At 41.6% G+C, this 23,801-nt stretch carries 21 protein-coding genes and 2 pseudogenes; 17 read left to right on the forward strand and 6 right to left on the reverse strand.

Features of this window, described 5'->3' with window-relative positions; translation table 11 throughout:
* Positions 1–75 precede the first annotated feature (75 nt).
* Positions 76–651 carry a TetR/AcrR family transcriptional regulator gene (locus CRO25_RS05710; RefSeq protein WP_079693622.1) on the forward strand — a complete coding sequence of 192 codons (576 nt, stop codon included), beginning with the start codon at positions 76–78 and terminating at the stop codon, positions 649–651.
* 21 nt (positions 652–672) lie between these two features.
* On the opposite strand, the pseudogene CRO25_RS33800 reads toward CRO25_RS05710, so the two are convergent.
* A pseudogene (locus tag CRO25_RS33800) lies at positions 673–833 on the reverse strand (transposase); the annotation flags it as partial.
* A 534-nt stretch (positions 834–1,367) separates the two neighbouring features.
* Between CRO25_RS33800 and CRO25_RS05725 the strand changes: the two are divergent.
* Positions 1,368–1,751 (forward strand): DUF2750 domain-containing protein, encoded by a 384-nt coding sequence (locus CRO25_RS05725; RefSeq protein WP_079693620.1) that lies wholly within the window; start codon positions 1,368–1,370, stop codon positions 1,749–1,751.
* Between the two features lie 356 nt (positions 1,752–2,107).
* On the opposite strand, the gene CRO25_RS05735 is transcribed toward CRO25_RS05725, so the two are convergent.
* Positions 2,108–2,308: a hypothetical protein gene (locus CRO25_RS05735; RefSeq protein WP_063567445.1), complete on the reverse strand. Its 201-nt coding sequence runs from the start codon at positions 2,306–2,308 to the stop codon at positions 2,108–2,110.
* A 494-nt stretch (positions 2,309–2,802) separates the two neighbouring features.
* Positions 2,803–2,994: pseudogene (locus tag CRO25_RS05740) on the reverse strand (response regulator); the annotation flags it as partial.
* Positions 2,995–3,445: 451 nt separating this feature from the next.
* On the opposite strand from CRO25_RS05740, the gene CRO25_RS05745 reads away from it, so the two are divergent.
* The 3 genes from CRO25_RS05745 to CRO25_RS05765 all read left to right on the forward strand — a co-directional run bounded on the left by CRO25_RS05745 (position 3,446) and on the right by CRO25_RS05765 (position 6,812).
* The gene (locus CRO25_RS05745) at positions 3,446–4,636 is read left to right on the forward strand and encodes a glycine C-acetyltransferase (protein ID WP_079693618.1); all 1,191 of its coding nucleotides are present in this window, start codon (positions 3,446–3,448) and stop codon (positions 4,634–4,636) included.
* Between the two features lie 37 nt (positions 4,637–4,673).
* Entirely contained in the window at positions 4,674–5,633 is a 960-nt protein-coding gene (locus CRO25_RS05750; protein ID WP_079693617.1) for an L-threonine 3-dehydrogenase, read from the forward strand.
* A gap of 981 nt (positions 5,634–6,614) precedes the next feature.
* The gene (locus CRO25_RS05765; RefSeq protein WP_063567440.1) at positions 6,615–6,812 is read left to right on the forward strand and encodes a hypothetical protein; all 198 of its coding nucleotides are present in this window, start codon (positions 6,615–6,617) and stop codon (positions 6,810–6,812) included.
* Positions 6,813–7,295: 483 nt separating this feature from the next.
* Here the strand turns inward: CRO25_RS05765 and CRO25_RS05770 are convergent, their stop codons facing one another.
* On the reverse strand, positions 7,296–7,799 hold the full coding sequence (locus CRO25_RS05770) for a hypothetical protein (protein ID WP_197521399.1): 504 nt from the start codon (positions 7,797–7,799) through the stop codon (positions 7,296–7,298).
* 61 nt (positions 7,800–7,860) lie between these two features.
* Here CRO25_RS05770 and CRO25_RS33220 point away from each other — a divergent pair, with 61 nt between their 5' ends.
* From CRO25_RS33220 to CRO25_RS05790, 4 genes are all read left to right on the forward strand, one after another.
* Positions 7,861–8,079 (forward strand): hypothetical protein, encoded by a 219-nt coding sequence (locus CRO25_RS33220; protein ID WP_179132057.1) that lies wholly within the window; start codon positions 7,861–7,863, stop codon positions 8,077–8,079.
* A 946-nt stretch (positions 8,080–9,025) separates the two neighbouring features.
* Positions 9,026–13,270, forward strand: coding sequence for a BREX system ATP-binding domain-containing protein (locus CRO25_RS05775; protein ID WP_179132061.1), 4,245 nt, complete (start codon positions 9,026–9,028; stop codon positions 13,268–13,270).
* A 198-nt stretch (positions 13,271–13,468) separates the two neighbouring features.
* The gene (locus tag CRO25_RS05780; RefSeq protein ID WP_063563779.1) at positions 13,469–13,807 is read left to right on the forward strand and encodes an S-layer homology domain-containing protein; all 339 of its coding nucleotides are present in this window, start codon (positions 13,469–13,471) and stop codon (positions 13,805–13,807) included.
* A gap of 621 nt (positions 13,808–14,428) precedes the next feature.
* A complete protein-coding gene (locus CRO25_RS05790; protein WP_079693614.1) occupies positions 14,429–15,697 on the forward strand; it encodes a stalk domain-containing protein in 1,269 nt (422 codons plus the stop codon).
* A 479-nt stretch (positions 15,698–16,176) separates the two neighbouring features.
* Here the strand turns inward: CRO25_RS05790 and CRO25_RS05795 are convergent, their stop codons facing one another.
* Positions 16,177–16,659, reverse strand: coding sequence for a MerR family transcriptional regulator (locus CRO25_RS05795; protein ID WP_072732985.1), 483 nt, complete (start codon positions 16,657–16,659; stop codon positions 16,177–16,179).
* Positions 16,660–16,883: 224 nt separating this feature from the next.
* On the opposite strand from CRO25_RS05795, the gene CRO25_RS05800 reads away from it, so the two are divergent.
* The 7 genes from CRO25_RS05800 (at position 16,884) to CRO25_RS05825 (ending at position 22,023) form a co-directional block, all read left to right on the forward strand.
* Positions 16,884–18,017, forward strand: coding sequence for an NADH-dependent flavin oxidoreductase (locus tag CRO25_RS05800; RefSeq protein WP_079693612.1), 1,134 nt, complete (start codon positions 16,884–16,886; stop codon positions 18,015–18,017).
* A 149-nt stretch (positions 18,018–18,166) separates the two neighbouring features.
* Complete coding sequence (locus CRO25_RS05805; RefSeq protein ID WP_079693611.1) at positions 18,167–18,811, forward strand: SDR family oxidoreductase; 645 nt, start codon at positions 18,167–18,169, stop codon at positions 18,809–18,811.
* Positions 18,812–19,023: 212 nt separating this feature from the next.
* Complete coding sequence (locus CRO25_RS05810; RefSeq protein WP_373560306.1) at positions 19,024–19,467, forward strand: IS30 family transposase; 444 nt, start codon at positions 19,024–19,026, stop codon at positions 19,465–19,467.
* Positions 19,468–19,954: 487 nt separating this feature from the next.
* The gene (locus tag CRO25_RS05815; protein ID WP_256863529.1) at positions 19,955–20,356 is read left to right on the forward strand and encodes a DUF3888 domain-containing protein; all 402 of its coding nucleotides are present in this window, start codon (positions 19,955–19,957) and stop codon (positions 20,354–20,356) included.
* Positions 20,357–20,863: 507 nt separating this feature from the next.
* The gene (locus CRO25_RS33225; protein WP_079693610.1) at positions 20,864–21,112 is read left to right on the forward strand and encodes a hypothetical protein; all 249 of its coding nucleotides are present in this window, start codon (positions 20,864–20,866) and stop codon (positions 21,110–21,112) included.
* A gap of 90 nt (positions 21,113–21,202) precedes the next feature.
* Positions 21,203–21,367 (forward strand): hypothetical protein, encoded by a 165-nt coding sequence (locus tag CRO25_RS33230; RefSeq protein ID WP_179132060.1) that lies wholly within the window; start codon positions 21,203–21,205, stop codon positions 21,365–21,367.
* A gap of 302 nt (positions 21,368–21,669) precedes the next feature.
* Positions 21,670–22,023 carry a hypothetical protein gene (locus CRO25_RS05825; RefSeq protein ID WP_063563786.1) on the forward strand — a complete coding sequence of 118 codons (354 nt, stop codon included), beginning with the start codon at positions 21,670–21,672 and terminating at the stop codon, positions 22,021–22,023.
* A gap of 548 nt (positions 22,024–22,571) precedes the next feature.
* Here CRO25_RS05825 and CRO25_RS05830 read toward each other — a convergent pair.
* Complete coding sequence (locus CRO25_RS05830; protein WP_256863528.1) at positions 22,572–22,973, reverse strand: helix-turn-helix domain-containing protein; 402 nt, start codon at positions 22,971–22,973, stop codon at positions 22,572–22,574.
* Positions 22,974–23,142: 169 nt separating this feature from the next.
* Here CRO25_RS05830 and CRO25_RS05835 point away from each other — a divergent pair, with 169 nt between their 5' ends.
* Positions 23,143–23,664, forward strand: a complete 522-nt coding sequence (locus CRO25_RS05835) for a hypothetical protein (RefSeq protein ID WP_079693609.1) — start codon at positions 23,143–23,145, stop codon at positions 23,662–23,664.
* Positions 23,665–23,801: the final 137 nt, after the last annotated feature.

Below are 23,801 nucleotides of genomic sequence, written 5' to 3' on the forward strand. Positions count from 1 at the left end.
TAATGAACCCCTACCCTGCTGCATATACAAAACTTGTAGTAGAATAGGTTTAACATATGCAAAAGGAGAAATACAATGCAAACTTCAGACAGAATCATTGAAGCCGCGACAAGGCTCATCAAAAAGAATGGCTATCGTGGAGTAAGCACCAAAGCCATTGCAACGGAAGCTAAAGTCAATGAATCTACGATTTTCCGGCAATTTGGAAGCAAGCAAGGCATATTGGAAGCCATCATTGAAAGACATTCGGATATTCCGCAATTTGAGAAGCTGTTAAAAGAGGACGCGACCGATAATCCGGAAGTCGATTTGCTGAATGTAAGTCAGCAGTACCGATTGTTTTTCCATAAAAATGCGGACATCATTTTGATTGGCATCCGCGACAAAGGAATGTTTCCCGAATTGGACAGAGTGCTGGCCGATCCACCGGTGAAGCTGCACTCCTTGCTGGTTGAATATTTTGAACGCCTGCAGAAGAAAAAAGTTATAGCCAGACAGGATGAGCCCCTTGCCGCCATGTCTTTTCTCTCGATGTGCTACGGATTTCAGATGAGCGAGCTGATTCACGGGCAATATCAGTCCCAACTCGTCACCGAGGAAGATTTCTACAAGCACAGTGTCTCATTGTTTGTAAAAGGAATTTTGTCTTAGTCATAAGCTTTGTTGATTTATTTAAAATGCCAAAGACTGCTTTTGCTCGACTAGCTTTACCATTCGTTTCACATTCACAACAAATGCTGTGAGATATGTCTGTATTCGCATACGAAATAGACCTCGGTACTTGGCTGTTGCCATACCGTGAACCTCTTCATCTCAGCATTTTTAAACTCAATATCCAGTCTGCATTTATCAGTAGTTACTCAAAAAAGAATCACTTCCCAAAAGTTATACGGGAAATAGGAGTAAGAGTCCACCTAATTATTAGGCGGACTCTTTTAGTTATTCTTATTTGATGATGGATTTTTTTAAAGAGCAACATAAATGAGGTTGTTTATTTATAATTTCGGAGATGAATTTCGATCGGTACTCCCATGGGGGAGATCACCTTGGGATAAGCACTTATGTTCAGTATTATTTTGATGAAGATACATGTATCTTCATTCTTTCAAAGAATGAGTCTATTAATCAGTACAGATTAGGCAATGCTCTGTCAGATATTTTGCATCATATTAATATAAATTTCCAACAAAACAGGAGGAGAGTAGGGAACTTGGACAAGTTTTTGTCCCGATTACCGTAATGGACAAGAACATGATCCGATTGCCGATTAGAAGTATATCTATTCGATCTCTGCCTGCTAATTCATTAAGCTAACGGGCAGATTAGCGTGGTATATTTAATTTAAAGTTCTAACAAGGAGGTCGCAAATGAATTCGATAACCTCGAAAGAGTTTGAAGCTGTTATTAAACTCCCTGCGAATATTCGATATGAATATTTTATAAAGAAGGTTACTGATTCAGAAGAAATTTGGGGGTTGTATGATGACGGTTGGGCAATGTCTTCAGATGATAACGAGAGATTGCTTATTTCATTCTGGCCTAGGAAAGAGTTTGCAGAGTACTGTGCTTATGAAGAATGGTTAAATTATAAAGCACATTGTATCTCATTAGACGAGTTCATTAGTGACTGGTTACCCAATATGGTGGAGGATCAGCATAAGCTGTCGATCTTTTGGAACAGAGATAATTCTGCAGTTCTTGAGATTCAAGTGCTACTAAATGATTTAGAGAAGGAACTCGAAAAGTATTGATCCATCGTTACGCTAACGGGAAACGTTCCAGAGAGCTTGAAGAAAATGAATCGGAGAATGTTAGGCGAATCGATCAGATTGATGAGATGATCAAGGACATTAGTAAGATATTTGAGGTTAGAGCCGGACACAGCTCAATAGAAACAAACTCTATATATCTTAAAACAGAAGATTCTATTTTCTGGCATGGGTGCTTGTAGGGGAGAATGCATGTTGGAGGAGATATATTTCATTATTTTCTGAAGATAAGCAGAAAAAAGGCATCTCCTGAAGGAGATGCTTTTTTTCTTGAGTAGAAACATTGTTAGGATTGCTACTGGGTATCATTCGTCCTAAATCGAGGAAGTATAAATATATTACTCTCTTTTTTCATTATCTAATCGCTGACGAAATACCAAAGCCGAAACAGCAAATATAATAAAAGATAATGTTGAAGCAGCAGTAACCATCTTCAACACATTTCCTATTGGAGGGTTAAACAACAGAGCAATTGAGATGATTAAAACAGCACCTGTTAAACCCATTCCCAAAATCGAGATCGCTAAAATCTTGTTCATCAAATCACCTCACAAGGGATATTATACCATTTAAAGAGACTGCCCAGAAAATTAAAGAGTTAGGGTATGTAAATGAGTGGGGCTGGAAGAAAGTTGTCAAGAGTCCTAAAAAGAACTACAGTGCCAAGGTTATTTGTCTTTCCGATTTGATGAATATCTAAGTGAGAGTGGTGATCTCTTTTGAGTGATTAAAGATAATGAGCGATATGGAAAAGATCCTTTGGTTAAATGAAGTTGTGGGGATTACAGAAAAAGTATGAGCTGTTATTAAAATCAAATCCACATGAAATCTTTACATAGTGAAATCTTTCTTGTTGAGCAAAAAAGCCATATTTTGAGATATTCCAATTGAAATTATGGATGTCATTGAGATTAAATACATTACGTAGCCCATATATAAATTTTTATTCAAAATTATTTAAGCTGCGACCGTTTCTCAGATTCTACCTGGAAACGGTCGTTTTATTTATTACTAAAGTCGCAAACAAGGATCATCATGCTACGTTTGGAAAGCCTCTTAAGACTCCCCTCTCTATAACTCCTGCCTGAAGGGCCGGTACGATATGACTGCGGTCGGAAAAACTGGTCAAAATGATGATTCGTGTATCCGGATACGCTTCCGATATGAGGCGACTGGCTTCAATGCCGTCCATTATTGGCAAGTACAGGTCCATCAGGATAACATCAGGTCGGAGTTTGCCATTCCATACTTAGAATGAGAAATTAAAGTAGATGCGCAAATCGAGGGCGAAGTTAAACTAACGGGCAGGATAGTTTAACATGAAAGCTGGCTAGTGTATAAATAGTATAAAATCATTTCGGCCTAATAATTACGATGAAAGAAGATAATCAAAAAGTTTATTGCGTGTCGAGGGACAAGAACTTAAACCGATTACCGTAATGGACAAGAACATGATCCGATTTCTGATTAGATGAATGTCTAAGTAGAAGTGGAGGCTCCTTTTAGAACGCGCTATGTTTTTGTGCGGATATTTTTATTTTTTTGTCCGCCACATGTGTACAATAAATAAAAAAGATGATACATTGAAATTAGTTTAATCCCTTTTATAACAGGTTTTTTTGGAGAATTCTTATGTCTCCTGTACGAGGACATACGTATATCGAGGAGGGAATGGGATGTCAAGTCAAGCATTGGACCAATTTTTAAGTTCGAACATCGAAGATCTAAAGACTAAAGGTCTATATAACGTCATCGATACGCTGCAGGGTGCAAATGGTCCTGTTATTCGTATCGACGGAAAGTCCCTAATCAATTTGTCTTCCAATAACTATTTGGGACTTGCAACAGATCACCGCGTGATTGATGCTTCAGTTAAGGCGTCGCAGACATACGGGGCAGGCGCAGGGGCTGTGAGAACAATTAATGGTACGATGGATCTTCATATTGAGCTTGAAGAAAAACTGGCCCGTTTCAAAAAAACGGAAGCCGTTATCGTGTATCAATCGGGATTTAACTGCAATATGGCTGCTATATCCGCGGTAATGGACCAGCATGATGCGATTTTATCAGATGAGCTGAACCACGCTTCGATTATTGATGGCTGCCGCCTGTCGAGAGCCAAGGTGATTCGCTTTAAGCATTCGGATATGAATGATTTAAGACAGCAGGCGAAAGATGCCAAGGAATCCGGTCAGTACCGTAAAATTATGGTCATCACCGACGGGGTTTTCTCCATGGATGGTGATATAGCAAAGCTGCCCGAAATCGTGAAAATAGCAGAAGAATTCGATCTGATTACTTATGTGGATGATGCCCACGGTTCGGGCGTTCTCGGAGCAGGTGCGGGAACCGTGAAGCATTTTGGATTGTCCGACCGCATTGACTTTCAAATTGGTACTCTTTCCAAAGCGATCGGCGTTGTCGGCGGTTATGTGGCGGGTAAAAAACAACTGATTGAATGGTTGAAGCTGAGAAGCCGTCCGTTTCTGTTCTCGACATCGCTACCTCCGGCTGCAATCGCTTCTTGCAGCGCTTCTGTCGACATTTTGATGAATGACAAAGAGTTGATCGAGAAGCTGTGGGAGAACGGCAATGATTTGAAAAACGGCTTGAGCCGGCTTGGATATAATGTGGGCCAAAGCGAAACGCCGATCACACCTTGTATCATTGGCGATGAAGTAACCACCCAACAGTTCAGCAAACGGCTCTATGAAGAAGGCGTTTACGCCAAGGCAATCGTGTTTCCGACGGTCCCGAAAGGAACCGGAAGAATACGCAACATGCCGACAGCTGCCCATACCAAGGAGATGCTCGACCAGGTGATCTCCGTTTATGAGAAAGTTGGCAAGGAAATGAAGCTGATTTAGCTGCATTCGCGGGAGTATATTTCGGGAGGAATGTCTTATGAACAAGATTTTGGTGACCGGAGCACTGGGCCAAATTGGTTCTGAGTTAGTTGTTAAATTACGTGAAATCTATGGTGCGGATCACGTCGTTGCTACGGATCTCAGGTCATCAGCCCACGAAATTACCCGATCCGGGCCATTCGAGCTGCTGGACGTGACGAATGATAAGGCGATGTTCGAAATCGCCAAGCGGTACGAAGTTGATACCGTCATCCATTTGGCTGCTCTGCTGTCGGCTACCGCAGAGGAGAAACCGCTGCTTGCCTGGAATTTGAATATGGGCGGATTGATGAATGCACTTGAAATATCCAGGGAGCTCGGCTGCCAATTTTTCACTCCAAGCTCTATTGGATCTTTTGGTCCTTCGACTCCGAAAGACAATACCCCGCAGGATACGATCCAGAGGCCCAATACGATGTACGGCGTGAACAAAGTGTCCGGCGAACTGCTTTGTGATTATTATTTTCACAAATACGGCCTGGATACTAGGGGGCTGCGATTCCCGGGTTTAATATCTTATATGACGCCTCCCGGCGGAGGAACGACGGATTACGCCGTGGAAATTTATTACGCAGCTGTGACGGCTGGACGGTATACATCTTATATCGCTAAGGACTCAAACATGGACATGATGTATATGCCGGATGCCCTGAACGCTATCATCGAATTGATGGAAGCGGATTCTTCCCGGTTGATACACCGAAATTCATTTAATGTCACCGCAATGAGCGTGGATCCGGAGGCGATTGCTGCAGCGATTCGGGATGAGTTTCCCGGCTTTATCCTCGATTATGACGTTGATCCGAAGAGACAGGCAATTGCCGATAGCTGGCCGCATTCCATTGATTCGACGGCAGCGAAAACAGAATGGGGATTTCATGCCCGCTACGACCTGAAGGCCATGACGAAGGATATGCTTTCACAGCTAAGCGAGAGACAAATGCTTCGCAAGGCTTAAAGTGATTATGAATTCGCTGTGCAAAGCGAGTTGAAATACAAAAGAAGCTGCATCAAGAGGTTTGGCGTTACTCGGACCTTTTGTTGCAGCTTCTTTTTTCATCCTCCAGCCCAGACATTTCCGTGGTATGTGGCTTATCAGATAAAGAACACGGCATAAAGTTTGCAACAGGACGGACCGAGGAATGCAAAATAAAACACAGAAGTGAAAGAAAGGGAGCTGTTTATTTCGCGGGACAAGAACATGTTTTCATTGCGATAGGCGTTTATCTAATCGTTATTTTGCCTGTTAATTCATTTATAGATATAATGCAGATGTACAATGACACAAAGTTACCAAACAATAAACAAGAGAACCCTTTCAGCCACATTAATAAAAGAATAAAATGATAGTTTCATTAATCAAACAAGGAGTGTGCATATAATGGATTCGTTTTCGAAAGAAACAAAAGATAATTCTTACGTAGTAATTCCGTCAGAAAATGTAACTAAGATACAACTTGGAGATCCATGTTATATTGGTTATCAACTAGATGGGCAAGAATTCTGGGAATTAACGGGTGTCTCTTATACGACTGAAGTATCTTCGTTTAGAAGTTCGTAAATACCAATACCATATGGCAGGACATATGCATCATGCCTTATTACCGCTTAGCAAGCTGCTATAAGTTAATTTTCTATTTTGAAGAAGGAAGGGGATAACCTTGCAGGAGTACTAACTGACGCCTATAGAAATAGTAGCGATCCGTTGGGTTGTAGCACATTTTTCAAGGTAGTTCCTTTGTTTCGTGACAGTCTAATTGAAATCGGTATTAAAGAAGGTGTGACTCATATTACTGATGGTATAGTTTCAGATGATACGATTTCACACGTTGATCTAATAGCCTTTTACAAAAAAATAGGCTTTACGTTGATAATAGAAAGTTACATATGGTCTATATAGAAGCAATGATAAGATTAATTTCATTGAAGGAGGTTCGAGATGAGAAACGAAGAATGTTGTCCTGAATGTGGAGGAACAAAATTAGGGGAGGGCAAGTCGCACGGCGAAGCTAGGGTATATCCTATGAAAAAGATGCTAACATTAGGATCAGATGTTACTCATGTAATTTGTATAACGTGTGGATTTATTTTAAAAAGTTTTGTTAAAGAGCCACATAAATTTGAGGATAATAAATAAAATTGTACTGCAAGAAAGGGGACCAACAGATCAAGTTCTAACTCTGCTCAGTTAAATAAAGACTAAAGGGCATAATTGCATGAAAGTAGGGAACTTTAAAAAAATTCAGTCTTTGTTGTCGAGGGACAAAAACATGGTCCCATTGAAGTCGCTATTTTAGCGGCTTTTTTATGTTATCGGTACAAGTTCGTGTCCCGAGCCGAGGACATGAACTTGTACCGATTGCCGAAATGGACAAGAACATATTCCGATTACCTATTAGATGATTATCTTGATTTTGTAAGTCTTGTAGGACGCAATATAACGATTATGGCGGCTAACACCAACTCGATCATATATGGAGCAAATTTTGCTGCACATATGGGATTCAGAAAGAAATGATTTCATACCTCCCTCACTGTAAATTGTCCTTTGAGTATATACGTAAAAGCTCCTTTACCAGTGAGAGGTGGGTAAAGGAGCATATCTAGATCTTATGAAAGTTTACTTGGATTCAATTCGACCGATTGGATTTGGATCTTCTGATAAAGCCTTTTGAACTGCCGTCCAGCTGTCATGTTCAATATCGAGCGCATGACAAAGATAAGCCCATGAGACCAGCTGAATTAAGGCGACATGTTCTGGATTTTCATCTGTTGTTTCCGTAACTTCATAACCCGGGATTCCGCTAAGTGAGTGTTCTGCACCGAATAGGGTGAGCAGGCTCTCGGCCCCTGGGCTTAAGAAGTAGGGGTCGGACATCCATTCCGGGCCGCGGACGGTCAACTGATACTTTTGCGGGGTATAGTCCTGGTCCCCGACGATCACAAGTGTGGGTGTGATCATGTGCGTGAAGCTCACGTTCAAGTGCGGCATATTCTCGGCCGCGAACGTCGTCAGGCTGTCGCCACCTTGTCCAGCGGTGGCAAACAGCACGCCCGCTTTGATGCGCGAGTCAAACAGGTCCACGTCCTTCTTAGTTTCTGGGTCGAGGACTCGCAATCCCAAGAGATTGCCCGCCGTTTGGCCACCGAAGGAATGTCCAGCTGCTGCTATTCGGCTTCGATCAGTGCGTCCACTTTGTTTTGTAGAGGAATTAAGTCCAGCTCTGAAGACTTTGATTGAAACAGCAACAGCTGCAGATGAAGTACGTGCCAAGATTACACCAGATGAATTGTTGTGGGCGGTAGCAAGTCTCTGTACGGGAGTAGACAACGGTGATATAGCGCATGCGAAAAATATTGTTTCTCTTCTTGTAGATGGATTGCGTTACCGTGCAAAACGTTAACACTTCGACAGAATCCTTCTTTTTTACTGCGATGGTTTGATCAGAGACGCACTAGTAAAACTATGCTAAATATAACTTTTGTTGAAAAGTTTACTAGTGGGCTCTGTGATGGGGATCTTGAAAAGTAGTAAAATGTCGCAGGACAAGAACAGTGTGTCATTTCGGATTAGATGACTATTTAAACAGTTAGATGATGGAAATCAACGCGCGTGATAAAAGCAGATTACCATAGATAATAGCTAAATTAGATGAGTGTTATTGGCTAGTTTCGGCACAGTCATTTTTAAGATCCTAATTCACCTTTAACAAGAGCAGAGGCCGTTGTTATTCTAAATAAGCTTCTAGGTCGCGAGCCAATTGAGGGAAGTACCATTAAGTGGAACGACGTTGCCGAATGGTTCTGGACGTATGGCGATATTCAAGCCTCTTCCAACGTCAATGTAGAGGATTTACTTGCAACGCAATAGTGGTTACTAGAGAGCACCTAATCAGGTGCTCTTTATTTTTTTCATTCTGTACAAGATGATTTAATTTATAGAGACAGCTATTCTTAAGCCGCAGCTCATCTCTATTTCTGCATATATGCGTAGAGGAAAAAAACGACTTATATTTGCGGTTATTTATTCCACCATTTGCCATTCGCAAATATATAGCATATATATCGGTGGCTAGACTCTAAATGCATCATGGATTAAGATTATTTTAGGTTTATAAATCGATCTCATCCAGCCGAAATTATTATTAAATTCAAAAATATCCTTTTCACGAAACGCAAATATAACTCAGATAGGTGTGCATCATTATTAAGATTTTAAGAGAGTACATAACGCAGTCCCCTTTAGAGTTGGCGGTGTTCATTGAACTGTCTATTATACTTGCAGAAATGGTGCATCGTGAACACGAGCGGAATAGGATAATTGGATACCTTAGCCCTGACCATATCAGCGTGCAGTGGGAGGGGAAAACAGCTCAAGTATCCTGGCATACGGAAAGTCATGCAGCTTATCGTTCTCCCGAGCAATTTGCACGATTCAATCTGGTGCCGAATGAACGCAGTGATCTTTACGCATTAGGGGTTATTCTCTATGAGTTGTTAACCGGACATTTGCCTTTTCATGCTGACAATGATGAAGACTGGGGTACCGTACATACCCGCAAGGTACCTCAATCTTTATCCGATATTCGACCGAGTTTAGACGAAACACTGCAAGCTATACTGATGAAATTACTTGCCAAATCACAGGTGGAGCGTTATCAGAGTATATATGGGGTGCTTGAAGATCTGAAATTGTATCAGAATATGATGATGGATAACGATGGAGCGTTTAAGCCATTGGAAGTGGGACGTTTAGATAAAATCCGTACGCTTTCCCTATCCGAATCGTGGTATGGACGTAGTGCCGAAGTGGTGCAAATGGAGGCTGGGCTGGAGCAGGCTTTTCAAGGAATGAATGCCTTTCGTTGGGTGATAGGCAAAGAAGGAACGGGTAAAACGGCGCTTGTCCATAGAATCGAACAAAACGTCGTTCGACATGGTGGCCGGATGATCACTATGAAAGTGGAACTTTCCCAAAAAAATATTCGATGTGGGCCGATCCTTCAGGGAATGCGGGAATGGGTCTATCAACTGTGGAGTGAGCCGATTGAAATCATTACACGTCTGAAAGCCAAACTACAAGCCGGTTTCGGTCCAGAAATGCAGGTAATCGTATCCTGCTGGCCTGAGGCCAAGCTGTTGTTCGACAACGATGCGAAGGTAGCACATATCTCGGACGATGCGAAGGTCTGGGAACGGTTTGAAGAACTTCTGCCAGACTTGATCTGTTGTATGGCTGAATGCAAGCCACCGTTTGTTTTATTTATGGACAATCTGCAGTGGGTCGACAATGGTACACAAGAGGTAATTCGTGAACTTGCATTATCACAAAAAGCGCATGGGTTATTCCTAATAGGGGCTTATCGTACGGAGGAGTTGATCACTTCCACGGGGGATGTAGCGAATTTTGATCAAGAGGATTTGCTGGCATGGTTAACCTATAGATGCCGTGCCAATCCAGAGGAACAAGTGACTCTGCCACCGCTGGCTTATGAGGATGTGAGGCAGCTGATCTCTGATGCTCTATATGAGAAATCCGGTCGCATTCAACTTCTGGCGCGGTCTGTCCACGATCAGACAGGTGGTAATCCTGGCTCGGTTCGTCTCTTGCTGGAGGGATGGATAAAGGAGAACAGACTACGTTTTGACGAAAGACGACGTCAGTGGGTATGGGACTCTGAAATAACCCGGCAACTAGGCAGATCGAAAGAACATCTGAGTTTGCTGGAGGTAGGCTTCTCCAAGCTCAAGGAAGATCGTAAGGAGTTCTTGGCTATGGCTGCCGCAATTGGTCCGGTATTTCAGTTAACACTCTTGGCCGAAGTGTGCGGCATATCAGTGGATATGGTATTCCTTAATCTTCAAGAGGCGGAAGCTGAAGGGTTTATTTATCGGGAAGACGAAGCAGAGCAAGAAGATGAACAGGATTTGATCTATGTGTTTGCCCATGAATTCATTCACCGAATGGTATATGCTTTCGATTCAGGACGCAATATCCACCGACACCGGGTAATTGGACGGTTCCTACTGGATCGCACTCAGGAGTCACACGATGACCTGTCAAGAACAGCGATTGATCATCTGAACTTGGCAGCTTCGGCATTATCAGACCAAGAAACGAAGCAATTGATTGAGTACAATCTTCAAGCGGGACAAGAGGCGTTGGCAGCGGCGCGCTATGCAAAAGGGAAGTATTATGCAGAAAATGGGCTTCATCTGCTGGCAATATGCAAGGCGGAAGTACCAGGTATACTCGATGTCGAGTTGCAGTTGGTATTAGCTTGGACGGAGTATATGGGTGGCAATAGCGCACGGGCGAAAGAACTGTTGGTGGACTTGAACCAAAGCAGCGATCGACTGAGCCGATCGGAGCGACTCAAAATCTGGGCACCTTTGATACAATTTCATGCATTCGTGGACAATGAGACTGCGGTTCAATTTGGAATGGAGGCGCTAGGCTCGTACGGCTGGAAGCTTGGGAAGAAGAGTTCCCTGTTGTCTATCGCCAAGGAAATGGCCTCGACCGCGGTCCTCTTACATCGAAAACGGGAGAAGCACCTTCTGCTGTCCAACCCACTTGACGAGGATTATGAGGAATTATGCCATTTAATGGAGCTGTTGTTTCTTCCATTACTTACACACGATGCACGATCGCTACTGGAATTGTATGCCCCATTTATTCGTTATGGGTTGCATAAAGGGGTGAATGAGTCGTTAGCATCAATGATCGGAGGATATGAGCTGATTGTGCAAAGGACATTTCCGAGCTTTGCTCGAGCGACTTCGATTGCTGAGGGGGTGTTTCTGCAAATTGCGAACACCTCTACATTGAGGAAAAAGCATGTTTTTACTTTTCTGAGCGGAATGATCAAGCAAATGGACAGTCCTTTGGAATCTTCTGTTGTCTTGTTCAATGCGATGCGTCAAGGGATGGAAGCAGGCGATCATGACTTTGCTAATTCTGCCTTAATTTTTTGTGTTATGGGTAATCATGGGAATGCATATGTCATAAATGAATTGCTCCGATACTTTGAGGAGAACATGCGACAGATTGCCGACGACAAGATACTGGAAATGATGCTGCTGACGAGTAGTTACACAGCAGTGCTGCAAGACGATTCTTTGATCGACAGTTTTGTTTCTATTCCACTGGTGTCGACTGACAGTGAGTTGGATCACCGGGGCGAAGACAACTATAGTTGCGGTTGTCGGCTTGAGGTGGCGTTGCTGTCGGGCAGGTACAGGGAAGCGCTGTATTGGTCGCAACGAGGAAGGGTAAACGAATTTCATTTGGATTGGATGCGAGTTCGTAAACAACGTGTTTACGAGAGTTTGGCATTAGCTGGATTTTATTTTGAGACGAATAGGGAGGATCGTAAGCGGATTCGGAAGACCATACGCGCGCAATTGCGATTGATGAAGAGTTGGCGAGGATTTCTAGACAGTAAGTCCTCCGCATATTTGCTAATCAAAGCAGAAAGTGAACAAATTGCAGGGAATTCGTTTGGCGCCATGAATCAATATACGGCTGCAATTAAGCGAGCGAGAACAGAAAAATACGTATTGCTCGAAGCCATTGCTTGCGAACGGCTTGCTGTATGTTATCAAGATGATCTGCTTAGCCGATCCGGAGCGGCAATTACGATGATGGATGCTTGTGCGGCATACGCCGAATGGGGAATCACCTCCAAAGTAACTCAAATTAGAAGCAGACACGCTGAATTGCTGGACCCGGTTTACAAACGTTATGAGGGTCCAGTATTACAGGAGCGAGCACATATGACTCAAACCATCACAGAGTTAGCTTGGCAGAACGGCCCCAAGATAGGTGAAGGCTCGAAGAGCGAAGAGCAATTCGAGCTTTTACAACGAATCATTAATGGGTTAGCACAGACGAGTAAGGCAGACTGGAGGTTAAATCTCTTAAAAACGGCTCTAAGACAAACCGGAGCAGAGCGTGGTCTGTTGTTGAAGCGTCAAAATAATGAGTTCATTATTGAAGCTAACTCTTCTTACTGGACTGATAAGGAAAAAGAAGCCGACCTGTATGCGGAGAGCGTCTTACGTCATACAGCGATGACGGCGAAACCGCTAATTCTGCATGACGCGCTTCAGAGTTTTTGGGTGAGGGATGCTTATATTGCAGCAAAAAAACAGAGGTCGATTCTGTGCATGTCAATCGATGTTCCGGGAAAACAAGCTTCCTATCTACTATACTTGGAAAATCGACAGATGTCGGGTGTGTTTACAAAGAGGGATGTTCAGATGATGGAGCTTATTGCGACACGGATCATTTATCTCAAGATGCTGGAAGACGAAACTGCGGATACAACATTCCCGAAGGCTTTTGACAGTAACGCTTTGTCCGTGGTGCCTTGTCTCATACAACCGGGGCTGACTGAACCGCTGACTGAACGTGAAACGGAAATTATTAAAGCGATTGCAAAAGGCTTGTCGAACAGGGAGATTGCTAATCTCTTTGGTATAGCAGAGACGACGGTCAAGACACATAGTTCTAGAATATACGGCAAGTTGGGTGTAAAACGGCGGGGACAAGCTGTCGTACGTGCTAGAGAGTTGAAATTAATAGAGTGACAAACAAGGAAGCGAGCCTGAAAGGGCCGCTTCTTTGTTTGTTTTCAAACAGACGACAACTCGAGTTCTTTGGTCATTCCATATTGTAGAAAGGAAGAAGTCTTAGAAATGCACAAAAATGGGTCCGATTAATTTATGTACCAAACTTTTATGGTGTACTACTTTAGTAGGACTTAAATATCCTGTGATGAGACTATAATGTCTAGATGGAGTCAAGTGATAGGAGGTCATCTTAAGCCACAATCTGAACTACCCGTTGTAACTTTTGACGATATTTCAGGACATTGGGCAAAAGAAATGTTTGAGGAATTAGCAAGTCAAGGGATGATTACAGGATATCCAGACGGTTCTTTTCATCCCAATGAAAGCATCAAGCGCCAGCTCATGGCTCTACTATTGATGCGTGCTTTTGAGATTGAACCAGTACGTGAGGCAGTGTCGCGGGACAAGAACATTGTTCCATTCAAAGTCGCTATCATAGCGGCTTCTTGGTTCCTTTGCCGAAAAGGACAAGAACATTGTGTCATTTCGGATTAGGTAGTTATCTAAACAGCATTATGATGGAAGTTAGGTGGCGATATAAAAGCCACATTTCAATCATCCTCATAGAAATTCCATAGGCCTTCAACAATCTCTAAAAACTCTTTTTTCATAGGATACAAATCTGCTTTTGAAAGATGGATGCGGCTATAATTTGCTAATCCTCCCGGATTCGAAGTGATGGCATTCCATCATGCACGTCCTTTACTAATTTTATCTAGAGAAGCCATCTGTCGGGCAACGGTAAATGGATCTGCATAGGAAGTAGCAGTAAGCCCGATTGAATGAGTCACTTGTTTTATCCGATTGCCTATTAGTTGTATATCTAAGTCTGAGTAGTGAGTCTCATAATTTTGAATTTATTCAAACCCTATATACGGCGTATACCCGAACGATCGTTTTTTCAGGGCAGCGTACTACTTTCGTATGACTACAACTTCTATAATTTTGTCTACAATGTCTACGTGGGGAATGATAGGATTCTTTTGTTGCTCGAAGATAATGAGGAACGTTCTATCCGTTGTTTGGAGCTTTAGTTGAAATCGCAGGGCTCGAATTCTGCAGATGATCGCAACCGGGATTAAGGGATAAAAATTCATTAATATGGGGGAAAGTTAAGTGATAAGAAGATTGAAATTATCTATTGTATTTGTGCTTGTAATGACGTTGTTTGTGGTTTCTGCTGCTCAGGCGGCTCCAGTTGGCCAAATAGATGAGATCTCTATTATTGTTAATGATAGTGTAGTCCAGAGTGACGTTAAACCCGTTGTCCATAAAGGAACCACACTTATTCCTTTAAGGGTCCTTGAAGAATCGCTCGGTGTGTCTCTTAACTGGAATAGTTCTACACAAACCATAACGGTTTTTAAAGGAGATGCATTGGGTGTTCTAATTATTAGAAACCCGACTGCCAGCGTTAAAATCGGTGATGTAGAGGAGAAGGTGGTACTCGATCAACCTGCTAAGATCATTCAGAACCGGGTTATGGTACCAGTACGTTTTATTGCGGAACTATTCGGAGCAAAAGTAGTATGGAATCCCACCATTAAAACCATAATCATTAGTACTTTGCAATCGGTTGTCGAAGAATCGCAGAATTCTACAGGCGATGTAGCCAAGGGAGATAAAGGCGATACCGGAGCGACTGGACCAGTTGGAGCACAAGGAGCTTCGGGGCCAGCAGGACCACAAGGCCACGTGGGACCGCAAGGAAATCCAGGGCCAGCAGGAGCACAAGGTCCGGTAGGGCCGCAAGGAGATCCAGGGCCAGTAGGAGCACAAGGTCCGGTAGGGCCGCAAGGAGATCCAGGGCCAGTAGGAGCACAAGGTCCGGTAGGGCCGCAAGGAGATCCAGGGTCAGCAGGAGCACAAGGTCCAGCAGGTCTGGCGGGACCGCAGGGAGATCCAGGCCCAGCGGGGACTTCTTTTACCTCGGAAGGATTTTCTGTTACCGGTACGACATACTCAATCAATAGTAGCACGCTATTTTCGAATTGGAACGAGGCGTCTCCATATTATGGAAGCCCTACATTTAATCCTGCTACAGGGATATTTACGGCACCGGACACTGGTAGATATTCCATACATGCAACTGTTAATTATAAGATTGACGCGCCAATCAGTGTAAGCATAGGAAGAGGCATTGATCCGGTTTTTACTGTAAAGAAGAATGGCAATATTGATTTAATAAAAGGTTATATGCCTTTCCTTGACGTTAATATAGCGTTAATTTTAACAATGAGAACTGTACTAGGTAGTGCGACGGTGACGTTAACCGGTGATGTAGAGCTGCAGGCAGGTGATCAAGTCGAGTTATATTACGAAGCTGATGGTCTACCCATTGGATTCAGTACGGATATAGTATGGTCGATTCATCGGCTATCCTAATACAAGGTTACATGAGGTGCAGTTGAACCTTTGGTAATAGGAATACCTCTAACAGGTATAGAGAGATCAATAAACTTATAAGGTGTTACAATGGCCATTTGCTAGTTGGATGGGATGCGCCAAATGTTAATAAATTGAGAAAGAGCAACTGACCTTATCGATTTGTGAAAAAATTGAATTTTTGAAAGCCGTTAATCTGAAAAGATGTCGCGGGACAAGAACATTGTTCCATTCAAAGTCGCTTATTTAGCGGCTTTTTTGTTTTAAGGAACTAAGTTCTTGTCCCTTACTGAGGACAAGAACTTGTACCGATTGCCGGAATGGACAAGAACATGTTCCTATTGCCGATTAGGCGTGTATCTAATCGGCATCTTGCCCTTCAATTCATTAAACTAACGGGCAGGTTAGTACAATACCCATCAATCAAATAAAAAAAATTGACTTCGTGTGCACACGAAGCCTTAGACTCACATTTAAGGTCAAACATGAACTTTTGATGCTGATTTGATATGTTCTGGAATATCATATTTTTCTCCGCATTCTGGGTTACTGTTAACAGGATTCCAGGTATCGTTCAATTGACCAGATAAGACACTGTTGTAGTAAGCCTTCTTCTCTTTGATGTGTTTTAATTGAAGGTTGTACTCATAGATCTTCGATTCTAGTTGTTTTTCTTGTTTTGCAACAAGCTCAGCCCTTTCAGGAATCGTCTTATCACCTTGCAAACACATAGCAATGTAATGTTTGACTTCTGAAATTGGCAATCCTGAAATACGAAAGGAGTGCACCATTCGTAACCAATCCAGATCATGGTCAGAAAATAAACGATTATTTCTGCCGTCTCTTGAAACGAAAGGTATCAATTGTTGGTCATCATAATAACGGATCGTATGTTTTGTAAGTCCAGTTATTTCAGATACATCTTTTACCGTATATTTTGGTTCATGTAATGTCTGACTCAAATTTCGCACCTCCATGCTATTGACTTCGAGTTACTCGAATACTTTATGATTTTATTCTACCAATGTTGTGAACGCCCATCAACTGGAAATTAACTTCTTCGTTTCGCAGTTATCAAATAAGAAACATAGATGTTTTTTTGGTGATAAATTTGGAATAAGAATAAACGCTTTAAGTTCAGACAACTATTAATAAAGCTTATAAAAAATTAGAAAGAGGTTTGAAAATGAATACAAATTATAAAAATTTGTTTGCATCCTTCACATTCAAAAATGGAATTACCCTTAGAAATCGAGTTGTAATGGCGCCTATGACTACTTGGGCAAGTAATGATGATTACACCATCTCAGATGATGAAGTGAAATATTACAAAAGAAGAGTAAAAGGCGTGGGTCTAGTCATAACAGGATGTACGCATGTCCAACCTAATGGAATAGGTTTTACAAATGAATTTGCAGCATATGACGATAGATTCATCCCAAGTTTACGTAAATTGGCGGATGCAGCGAAAAGCGGTGGAGCCCCTGTGGTACTTCAAATTTTCCACGCAGGCAACAAAGCACTGCCGGATCTTACACCAAATGGGGATCTGGTTAGTTCCAGCGCAGTAGAGACGGAAGCAACTGGATTTGCTCCTTCCGTTATGCCAAGAGAACTTTCGCACGATGAAATATTGGAAGTGATTCATGCGTTTGGAGAAACAACAAGAAGAGCCATTGAAGCAGGGTTTGATGGCGTTGAAATCCATGGTGCGCACGGATTTTTGCTTCAAAACTTTTTCTCTCCTTTCTTCAACAGACGTGAGGATCAATGGGGAGGATCACTTGAAAACCGCCTACGTTTCCCACTAGCCGTGATTAAGGAAATGAAAAACGTCATCGAAAACCATGCTACAGAACCATTTATTTTGGGCTACCGAATCTCTCCTGACGAACATCAAGAAGGCGGTTTAAGAATGAAGGACTCTTATGTATTGATTGACCGACTGATTGAAGCGGGTGTTGATTATGTACATGCTTCACTAGCTGATGCTCTTTCTTCAAAGCCAGTCGATAGCCAAGATAAAAAAACGTATCTAGAGTTGATCGTTGAACATGTAAATAGCCGGGTTCCCGTACTGGCTGCGGGTTCTATGGTAACGCCGGATGATGTTGCAAAAGGATTAGATAAAGGGCTTAACCTAGCAGTGATCGGACACGCGTTAATTACAGAACCAGACTGGGTTGAAAAAGTTCAAAGTGGACAAGAGTCCGAAATTCAAACTACTATAAAGGCTTCCAAGGTTAGTGAGCTTGAGCTTCCGGAAAAACTTTGGGGTGTCATCCAAGCTTCTGGACCATGGTTTATGATCGAAGAATAAAATTAGCTGAAGTTTATTTTTAAAGCAAGATGTTTTTTGAGTCAATGACTCAATTGAAGTGATTCATTAAGTCTGTAACTAATAATGTGGCTGTAGAATTACTACCTTATTTATAATTTTTATAAAAGATATGAAAGGAAGTTTTGAATTTGAGTAATGTATTGATTTTAGGAGCAAGCGGTCAAATTGCACGTTATGCAATTGAATTATTTCTAAACGAAACTGATGTCCAACTTTCACTTTATTTGCGTAACTCTAGCAGATTAAACCACCTTGATTCCGATCGTGTACGAGTAATTGAAGGTGATGTTCTAGATTTTGAGGCATTAAAAAAAGCAATGGTTGGACAGGATGTCGTGTATGCTAATCTAAATGGAGACTTAGAAGAACAAGCCAAAAATATTGTTGAAGCAATGGGTGCGACTGGAGTGAAACGCTTAATTTTTATCACTTCGCTTGGAATTTATGAGGAAATCCCAGGGGAGTTTGGTGAATGGAATAAGCGGACAATCGGTCAATATTTAGGCCCATACCGAAAGTCAGTTGATATTATTGAGGCTCCAGACCTTGACTATACAGTGTTAAGGGCTGCCTGGCTCACGGATTATGATGAAATTGACTATGAGATTACTCAAAAGAATGAGCCATTTAAAGGGACAGAAGTTTCACGTAAGAGTGTTGCGGCGTTAGTTGTTAAGTTAGCGGAATCACCTGAATTGGAAGTTCGTCGCAATTTGGGGGTGAACAAACCAAATACGGAGGGCGATAGACTGGCCTTTGAACCAGAAATTTAAATGGTGACTCCAGAACAAACTTTTTAATAAAAACAATTTTTAAAAAACAAAAGAAACCCATCGTTTTGAACAATTTTATTCAAAACGATGGGTTTTTATATGCAGAACGGATTGTAATATGAAGTGCGACACCTACTGGAAATAAATAAAAAAGGGCCCATGGCCGGATTCGTGTAGAATGAAGGTTCCTACACCACATTCACACAAGGAGAATCCACCAGAATGCTTATCAGGAACGTCGTAAGGCTTCGGTATCTCCCGGTAAATGGTCAGACGCCTTGGCTGCTCTACTAGAGGAAAAACTGGCAGTAACGTGGTCTCCAGAACAAATCACAGAACGTTTCCTCGCCGATCGCCTACCTGCGGTCTCCTTTAAAACCATCTATCGCTGGATCTACGCAGGACGCCTGGTTCAAGGCACATTACAGGTTCTCCGTCACAAAGGGAAGCGTCAGAAACCCGCAGAAACTCACAGTAAATTCGCCATTGGCAGAACCATTTCAGATCGTCCGAAAGAAGTCCGTTCCCGTGAAACGTTTGGGCACTGGGAACTGGATACCGTCGTATTATCGGGTCGTGGGAAAAGTAAGGGCTGCGTAGCGACGTTGATTGAACGCAAAACGCGTCTATATACCGCTGTTCTTAATCAGTTATAATGAAGATGGATGGTATTGCGTTAAACAAAATGAAGAAGTTCAACTTAGATATGACTCTGTAGAACAGTTAATATCAAAATCCAAAATTGAGAGCAAAACAATAAAGGAGTTATGACCATATTATCGTGACTAGTGTATTTTGATAATTCTCTAGGGGAAATAACATATTCCGTTGAAAGTCGCTATTTTTTTAGCGGCTTTTTTTGTTTTATCGGACTATCATTCATATTAGAGCTGCCTAAGTATGATTTAAGTGCCTTAATTGAATATTTGAATGATAAAAACATAATGTGACGTAATGAATTCGTTCAAGTGAGAGGCTATTTTTTCATTAAAATAACGGGAAACGATAGCTCAATAAAACCAACAAAGCAGATGATCAACGTGATCGGCTGCCTTTGTTCAACTAACGGGCAGGGTAGCATTATAAATTCACTTTATTTAGTGGAAACTACCCTTAAAAATGCTGAAGATGAGGGTTTTAGAAATGAAAAGTTTTATCGGATCATTGCTAACAGTCATCATTTTCTTGATGGCAATCCAGCCCGTTTGTGCAAAGCCAAACGATGAACAATTGAAACTGCTTGTACTTACTTTGTTAGCTCCAAAAATACAGGAACAGATTAACCACTATTACAAAAATAAATTAACTGTATCACCTTCGTTTACGCCTTTTTTGGATGGAACTGATGTAGACGTTAAATATCATCCTTCACATATTGAAGTTCAGGTTAAAACAATCCCGTACGTTGGACCTCATTTGGATGTTGGACTCGACTCGATGAGGTTTAGTATAGATAACTCCGGATTAATAGTGGTTCTTGAGTATAAGCACATTAGGGATTATGACTTGCCTCCTAACTGGCAAGAAATTATTAAAACTCGTTAAACCAACGGGAAACGATAACTCAATGATACAAAGAAAACAGTTGATAAAAGTATCAGCAGCTTTTTTAGCTAACAGGCAGGATATTCAAATATCCAGAAAACAGAAGCCTTTCTACCGACCATCACAGTTTCCGGCAATTTTTGGCGGGAAGCCATATTCCTTTTCTACAGCGTCTACAAAGTCAAAAACCGATAAAAGATATAAGAGAAAACGAATGCCAATACAAACGATACAAGAGATAATTTCCGATCACTATTCCACGCCCGAAATCCGTTAGCCACATATAAAACAATCACTGAAAGGAGAATTATTAAACCGTTTTTCCAAAACAGCAAAGTTAAAAATACAGTTAAGGCAGTCAAACACCATATAACTGTAAACCATAGTGGATACTTCGATAAATATTTTTTAAGCATGTGACGTTAGCTTAATAAAAGTTAAGAAGGCATCAAAATTGATCAGCTGCTGATTTCAACTAGCGGGCTGACATTAGAGATCGTTGCAGAAATGCTGACGATCCTTTTTGTATTACCTTTACAAACAAATAAATGCCGGTTGGACAAGTGGCTGGGGGCAGTCGGAAGATACATGAATGCTGGACATGAAATCGGTCATATACTCGGCTTAAATCATTTTGAGAATGCACCGGCACACTCTGGCGACCATTGGATGAAATCAGGTAATGTAGTGCGTACAGATAAAATCGAAGCCAACCATGCAATTTTCACAAACGCAGATGATGCAGAATCTCAATAAGACACTGTAGTTAGAGTTATTGCAACTGGTGAAAGCAAAAATGTCATTGAAAATTTCGAGTGGGGGCCTTCAGGCAGAACCGAAACTAAGGTGAAAGTAACCCAAGTATATAAGGATTCTACAAAACAGGAGATCGATTCAGAGCTTGTAACATTTGAACCTTCCTATGTGATCGAAGATAAAGAGGGTAGCATTAGAATGAATTATGAAGATTACACACCAATGCAAGAAGGTAATGAAATATTTTATTTCTAGTGTGGAATCCAAAAATTGGCGGATATTGGGTTAATTCTCTGGAACAAGGTAAGTTTGAGGTATCTGGAACTGATATAGAGGAAAAAACAATGCAAGCTACCCTGTCTAAGCACTACATGCTACACGCGTAGGTTCTTTATTAGGTGATTGGAAATGAAATATAAAAAGGAGGACGTAACCCGCGAAGGGGCGGAGGGCAGTGCTTAGTCTTTCATGAACAAAATAGGTTTTTGTGGTATTATATGTAATTATGGGTTGCGAAATAAATGGATTATTTGAAAAGAAAATGGGGGAATCAAAATATGGAACGTAAAATTCAACTAATGGAAACCTACGTAAATATCGACTTTGGAAACTCACCCTTTTTAAAATTAGATAAAGGGTTGCAAATTCCATACTCTTCAATCAAAGGAATAACAACAGGTAGACCGATACCAAATGCTTTTAAACTATATGGTGCTTTATTAGGAGAAATGAGAAATGGGTTATTTAGATCAAATGGTGGTTATCAACTACACTTTTTTGAAAATGAGCTTAAAACTCTTCATTTAGATTTGAATAACTTTAAAGTTGGTAAGTTCGAAATATCAAAGTTGATCATTGGTGTTGATAATCCTGAAGAAATAAGTGAAAATATTTCCGAAAGAGTGAAGTGATAATTTGTTGACGCTGGTCATACCCAGCGTTTTTTCACTAAAAAAATGGAACAATTCAAATGCAAATTTGTCGAAGGACAAGAACTTGTACCGATTACCGGAATGGACAAGAACATATTCCGATAACCGATTAGATGCATATCTAACTATTAAACAAATGTAGATTAGACTTTCTTAGTATCAAAATACATAATAAAAATGTCACGCTAGAGATAAAGTACTTAATTTCAAGAATTGCGATTGGAATAAACAGAAACCTAGAATTTCTTGGAGATTATGGAAGGGGAGACAGTGAATGTACAGTTATGAAGAAGAGTTAACATGTGTTGTCGAGGGATAAGAACATAGTCCCATTAAAGTCGCTATTTTAGCGGCTTTTTTATTTTATCGGTACAAGTTCGTGTCCCGAGCCAAGGACAAGAACTTGTACCAATTTCCGATTATAAAATCATTTAGCTAAATTCTTTTGTTCTCTAAGTCATTTAGCTAACGGGTAGGTCAGGTTAATAAATTCCATTTTATCTAGGTCAGTGAATAGATCTATAATATTATAATTGATGGATTGTCAAACCAAGTGCGACAATTCCTCTGTAAAGGATTCGTGAGCGGTTCTCCACCCCAAGCATTTTCGTGGTCTGTGATTGATTATCTTGACGGAGCCGTTCTACGATCTGTTCGGGAGACCACGTGGCTTGAAGCTTTTCTTCAATAAGGAGCAACTGCTGCGGTGTCCATTTCCCGGCAGAGATGGAGGACTTACGTCGCTGGACATAATTCTCCTGAGATCGCTCGGCACGATAGGGCTTCTGCGTTTCGTTTCGACGGAGTTCTCGGCAAATGGTGGCATGATGCCTGCCCAATTCACTGGCAATGACCCTGGCACTTTTCCCCTGCTGGTGGAGGATTTCTAGCTTGCTGCGCTCGATTATGCTAAGATGTGTGTAGCTCATGGTGGATTATCCTTGTGTGAATGTGGTGTAGGAACCTTCATTCTACACGAATCCGGCCATGGGCCCTTTTTTATTTATTTCCAGTAGGTGTCGCACTTCATATTACAATCCGTCAAATAAATTAATTCATTCAGCTAGCCAATTGTTATGATATCCTGCCCGTCAGTTCATTAAAGTAAAGGCAGTTGTCGAGTCTGTCCTTGATAATGTTAAGCAACATTCCAGTAAACCATTTGTTGTCGGTTATCGCATTTCTCCAGAAGAACTAGAAGAGCCGGGGATTACGCTAGAGGATACGTTCCAGTTGGTTGATCAATTGGGTGGAAAAAATTTGGACTATATCCATCTCTCTCTGAATGAAATTTGGCGAGAATCCATTCGCAATGAGAATGAGACCCAACCGGTTCTTGAACGTCTTCAAGAGCGAATTGGCCATAAGATGCCTTTGATCGGTGTCGGTTCCATCAAGAAGGCAGATCAGGTTGTTGAGGCGATAGACAAAGGAATTCCGCTTGTAGCAGTTGGGCGTGCACTGATTCTTGACCCGGATTGGGTGACAAAAATACAAAATGGGCAAGAAGAGACTATTCGGCAAAAGATATCTTCCTGTGATATAGAAGAATTAGAAATCCCCGAGCCGATGTGGGAGGGGTTCGAGTCGTTTCCCGGCTGGATTCCGATTGAAGAGTAAGCTGAAAAGATCCGTTTAAATTACGACCGCTTCCTGGTAAGATGAACTGTGACCCGTAAGATAGACACTTTGAAAAAAGTGCCCTCTTACGGGTCTTTTGTGTTTTAATCAGATTAGAAAAAGTTTGCGAGGGTGCA

This window comes from Paenibacillus sp. RU5M (assembly GCF_900221055.1).
Lineage (GTDB): Bacteria > Bacillota > Bacilli > Paenibacillales > Paenibacillaceae > Paenibacillus > Paenibacillus marchantiae.

Coding starts and splice junctions, on each gene's coding strand:
- CRO25_RS05710 (WP_079693622.1), top strand. CDS start 76: ATGCAAACTTCAGACAGAATCATTGAAGCCGCGACAAGGCTCATCAAA.
- CRO25_RS05815 (WP_256863529.1), top strand. CDS start 19,955: ATGAAAAGTTTTATCGGATCATTGCTAACAGTCATCATTTTCTTGATG.
- CRO25_RS33225 (WP_079693610.1), top strand. CDS start 20,864: ATGCTGACGATCCTTTTTGTATTACCTTTACAAACAAATAAATGCCGG.
- CRO25_RS05725 (WP_079693620.1), top strand. CDS start 1,368: ATGAATTCGATAACCTCGAAAGAGTTTGAAGCTGTTATTAAACTCCCT.
- CRO25_RS05745 (WP_079693618.1), top strand. CDS start 3,446: ATGTCAAGTCAAGCATTGGACCAATTTTTAAGTTCGAACATCGAAGAT.
- CRO25_RS05765 (WP_063567440.1), top strand. CDS start 6,615: ATGAGAAACGAAGAATGTTGTCCTGAATGTGGAGGAACAAAATTAGGG.
- CRO25_RS05735 (WP_063567445.1), bottom strand. CDS start 2,308: ATGAACAAGATTTTAGCGATCTCGATTTTGGGAATGGGTTTAACAGGT.
- CRO25_RS05825 (WP_063563786.1), top strand. CDS start 21,670: ATGGAACGTAAAATTCAACTAATGGAAACCTACGTAAATATCGACTTT.
- CRO25_RS05800 (WP_079693612.1), top strand. CDS start 16,884: ATGAATACAAATTATAAAAATTTGTTTGCATCCTTCACATTCAAAAAT.
- CRO25_RS05750 (WP_079693617.1), top strand. CDS start 4,674: ATGAACAAGATTTTGGTGACCGGAGCACTGGGCCAAATTGGTTCTGAG.
- CRO25_RS05830 (WP_256863528.1), bottom strand. CDS start 22,973: ATGAGCTACACACATCTTAGCATAATCGAGCGCAGCAAGCTAGAAATC.
- CRO25_RS05780 (WP_063563779.1), top strand. CDS start 13,469: ATGTCTAGATGGAGTCAAGTGATAGGAGGTCATCTTAAGCCACAATCT.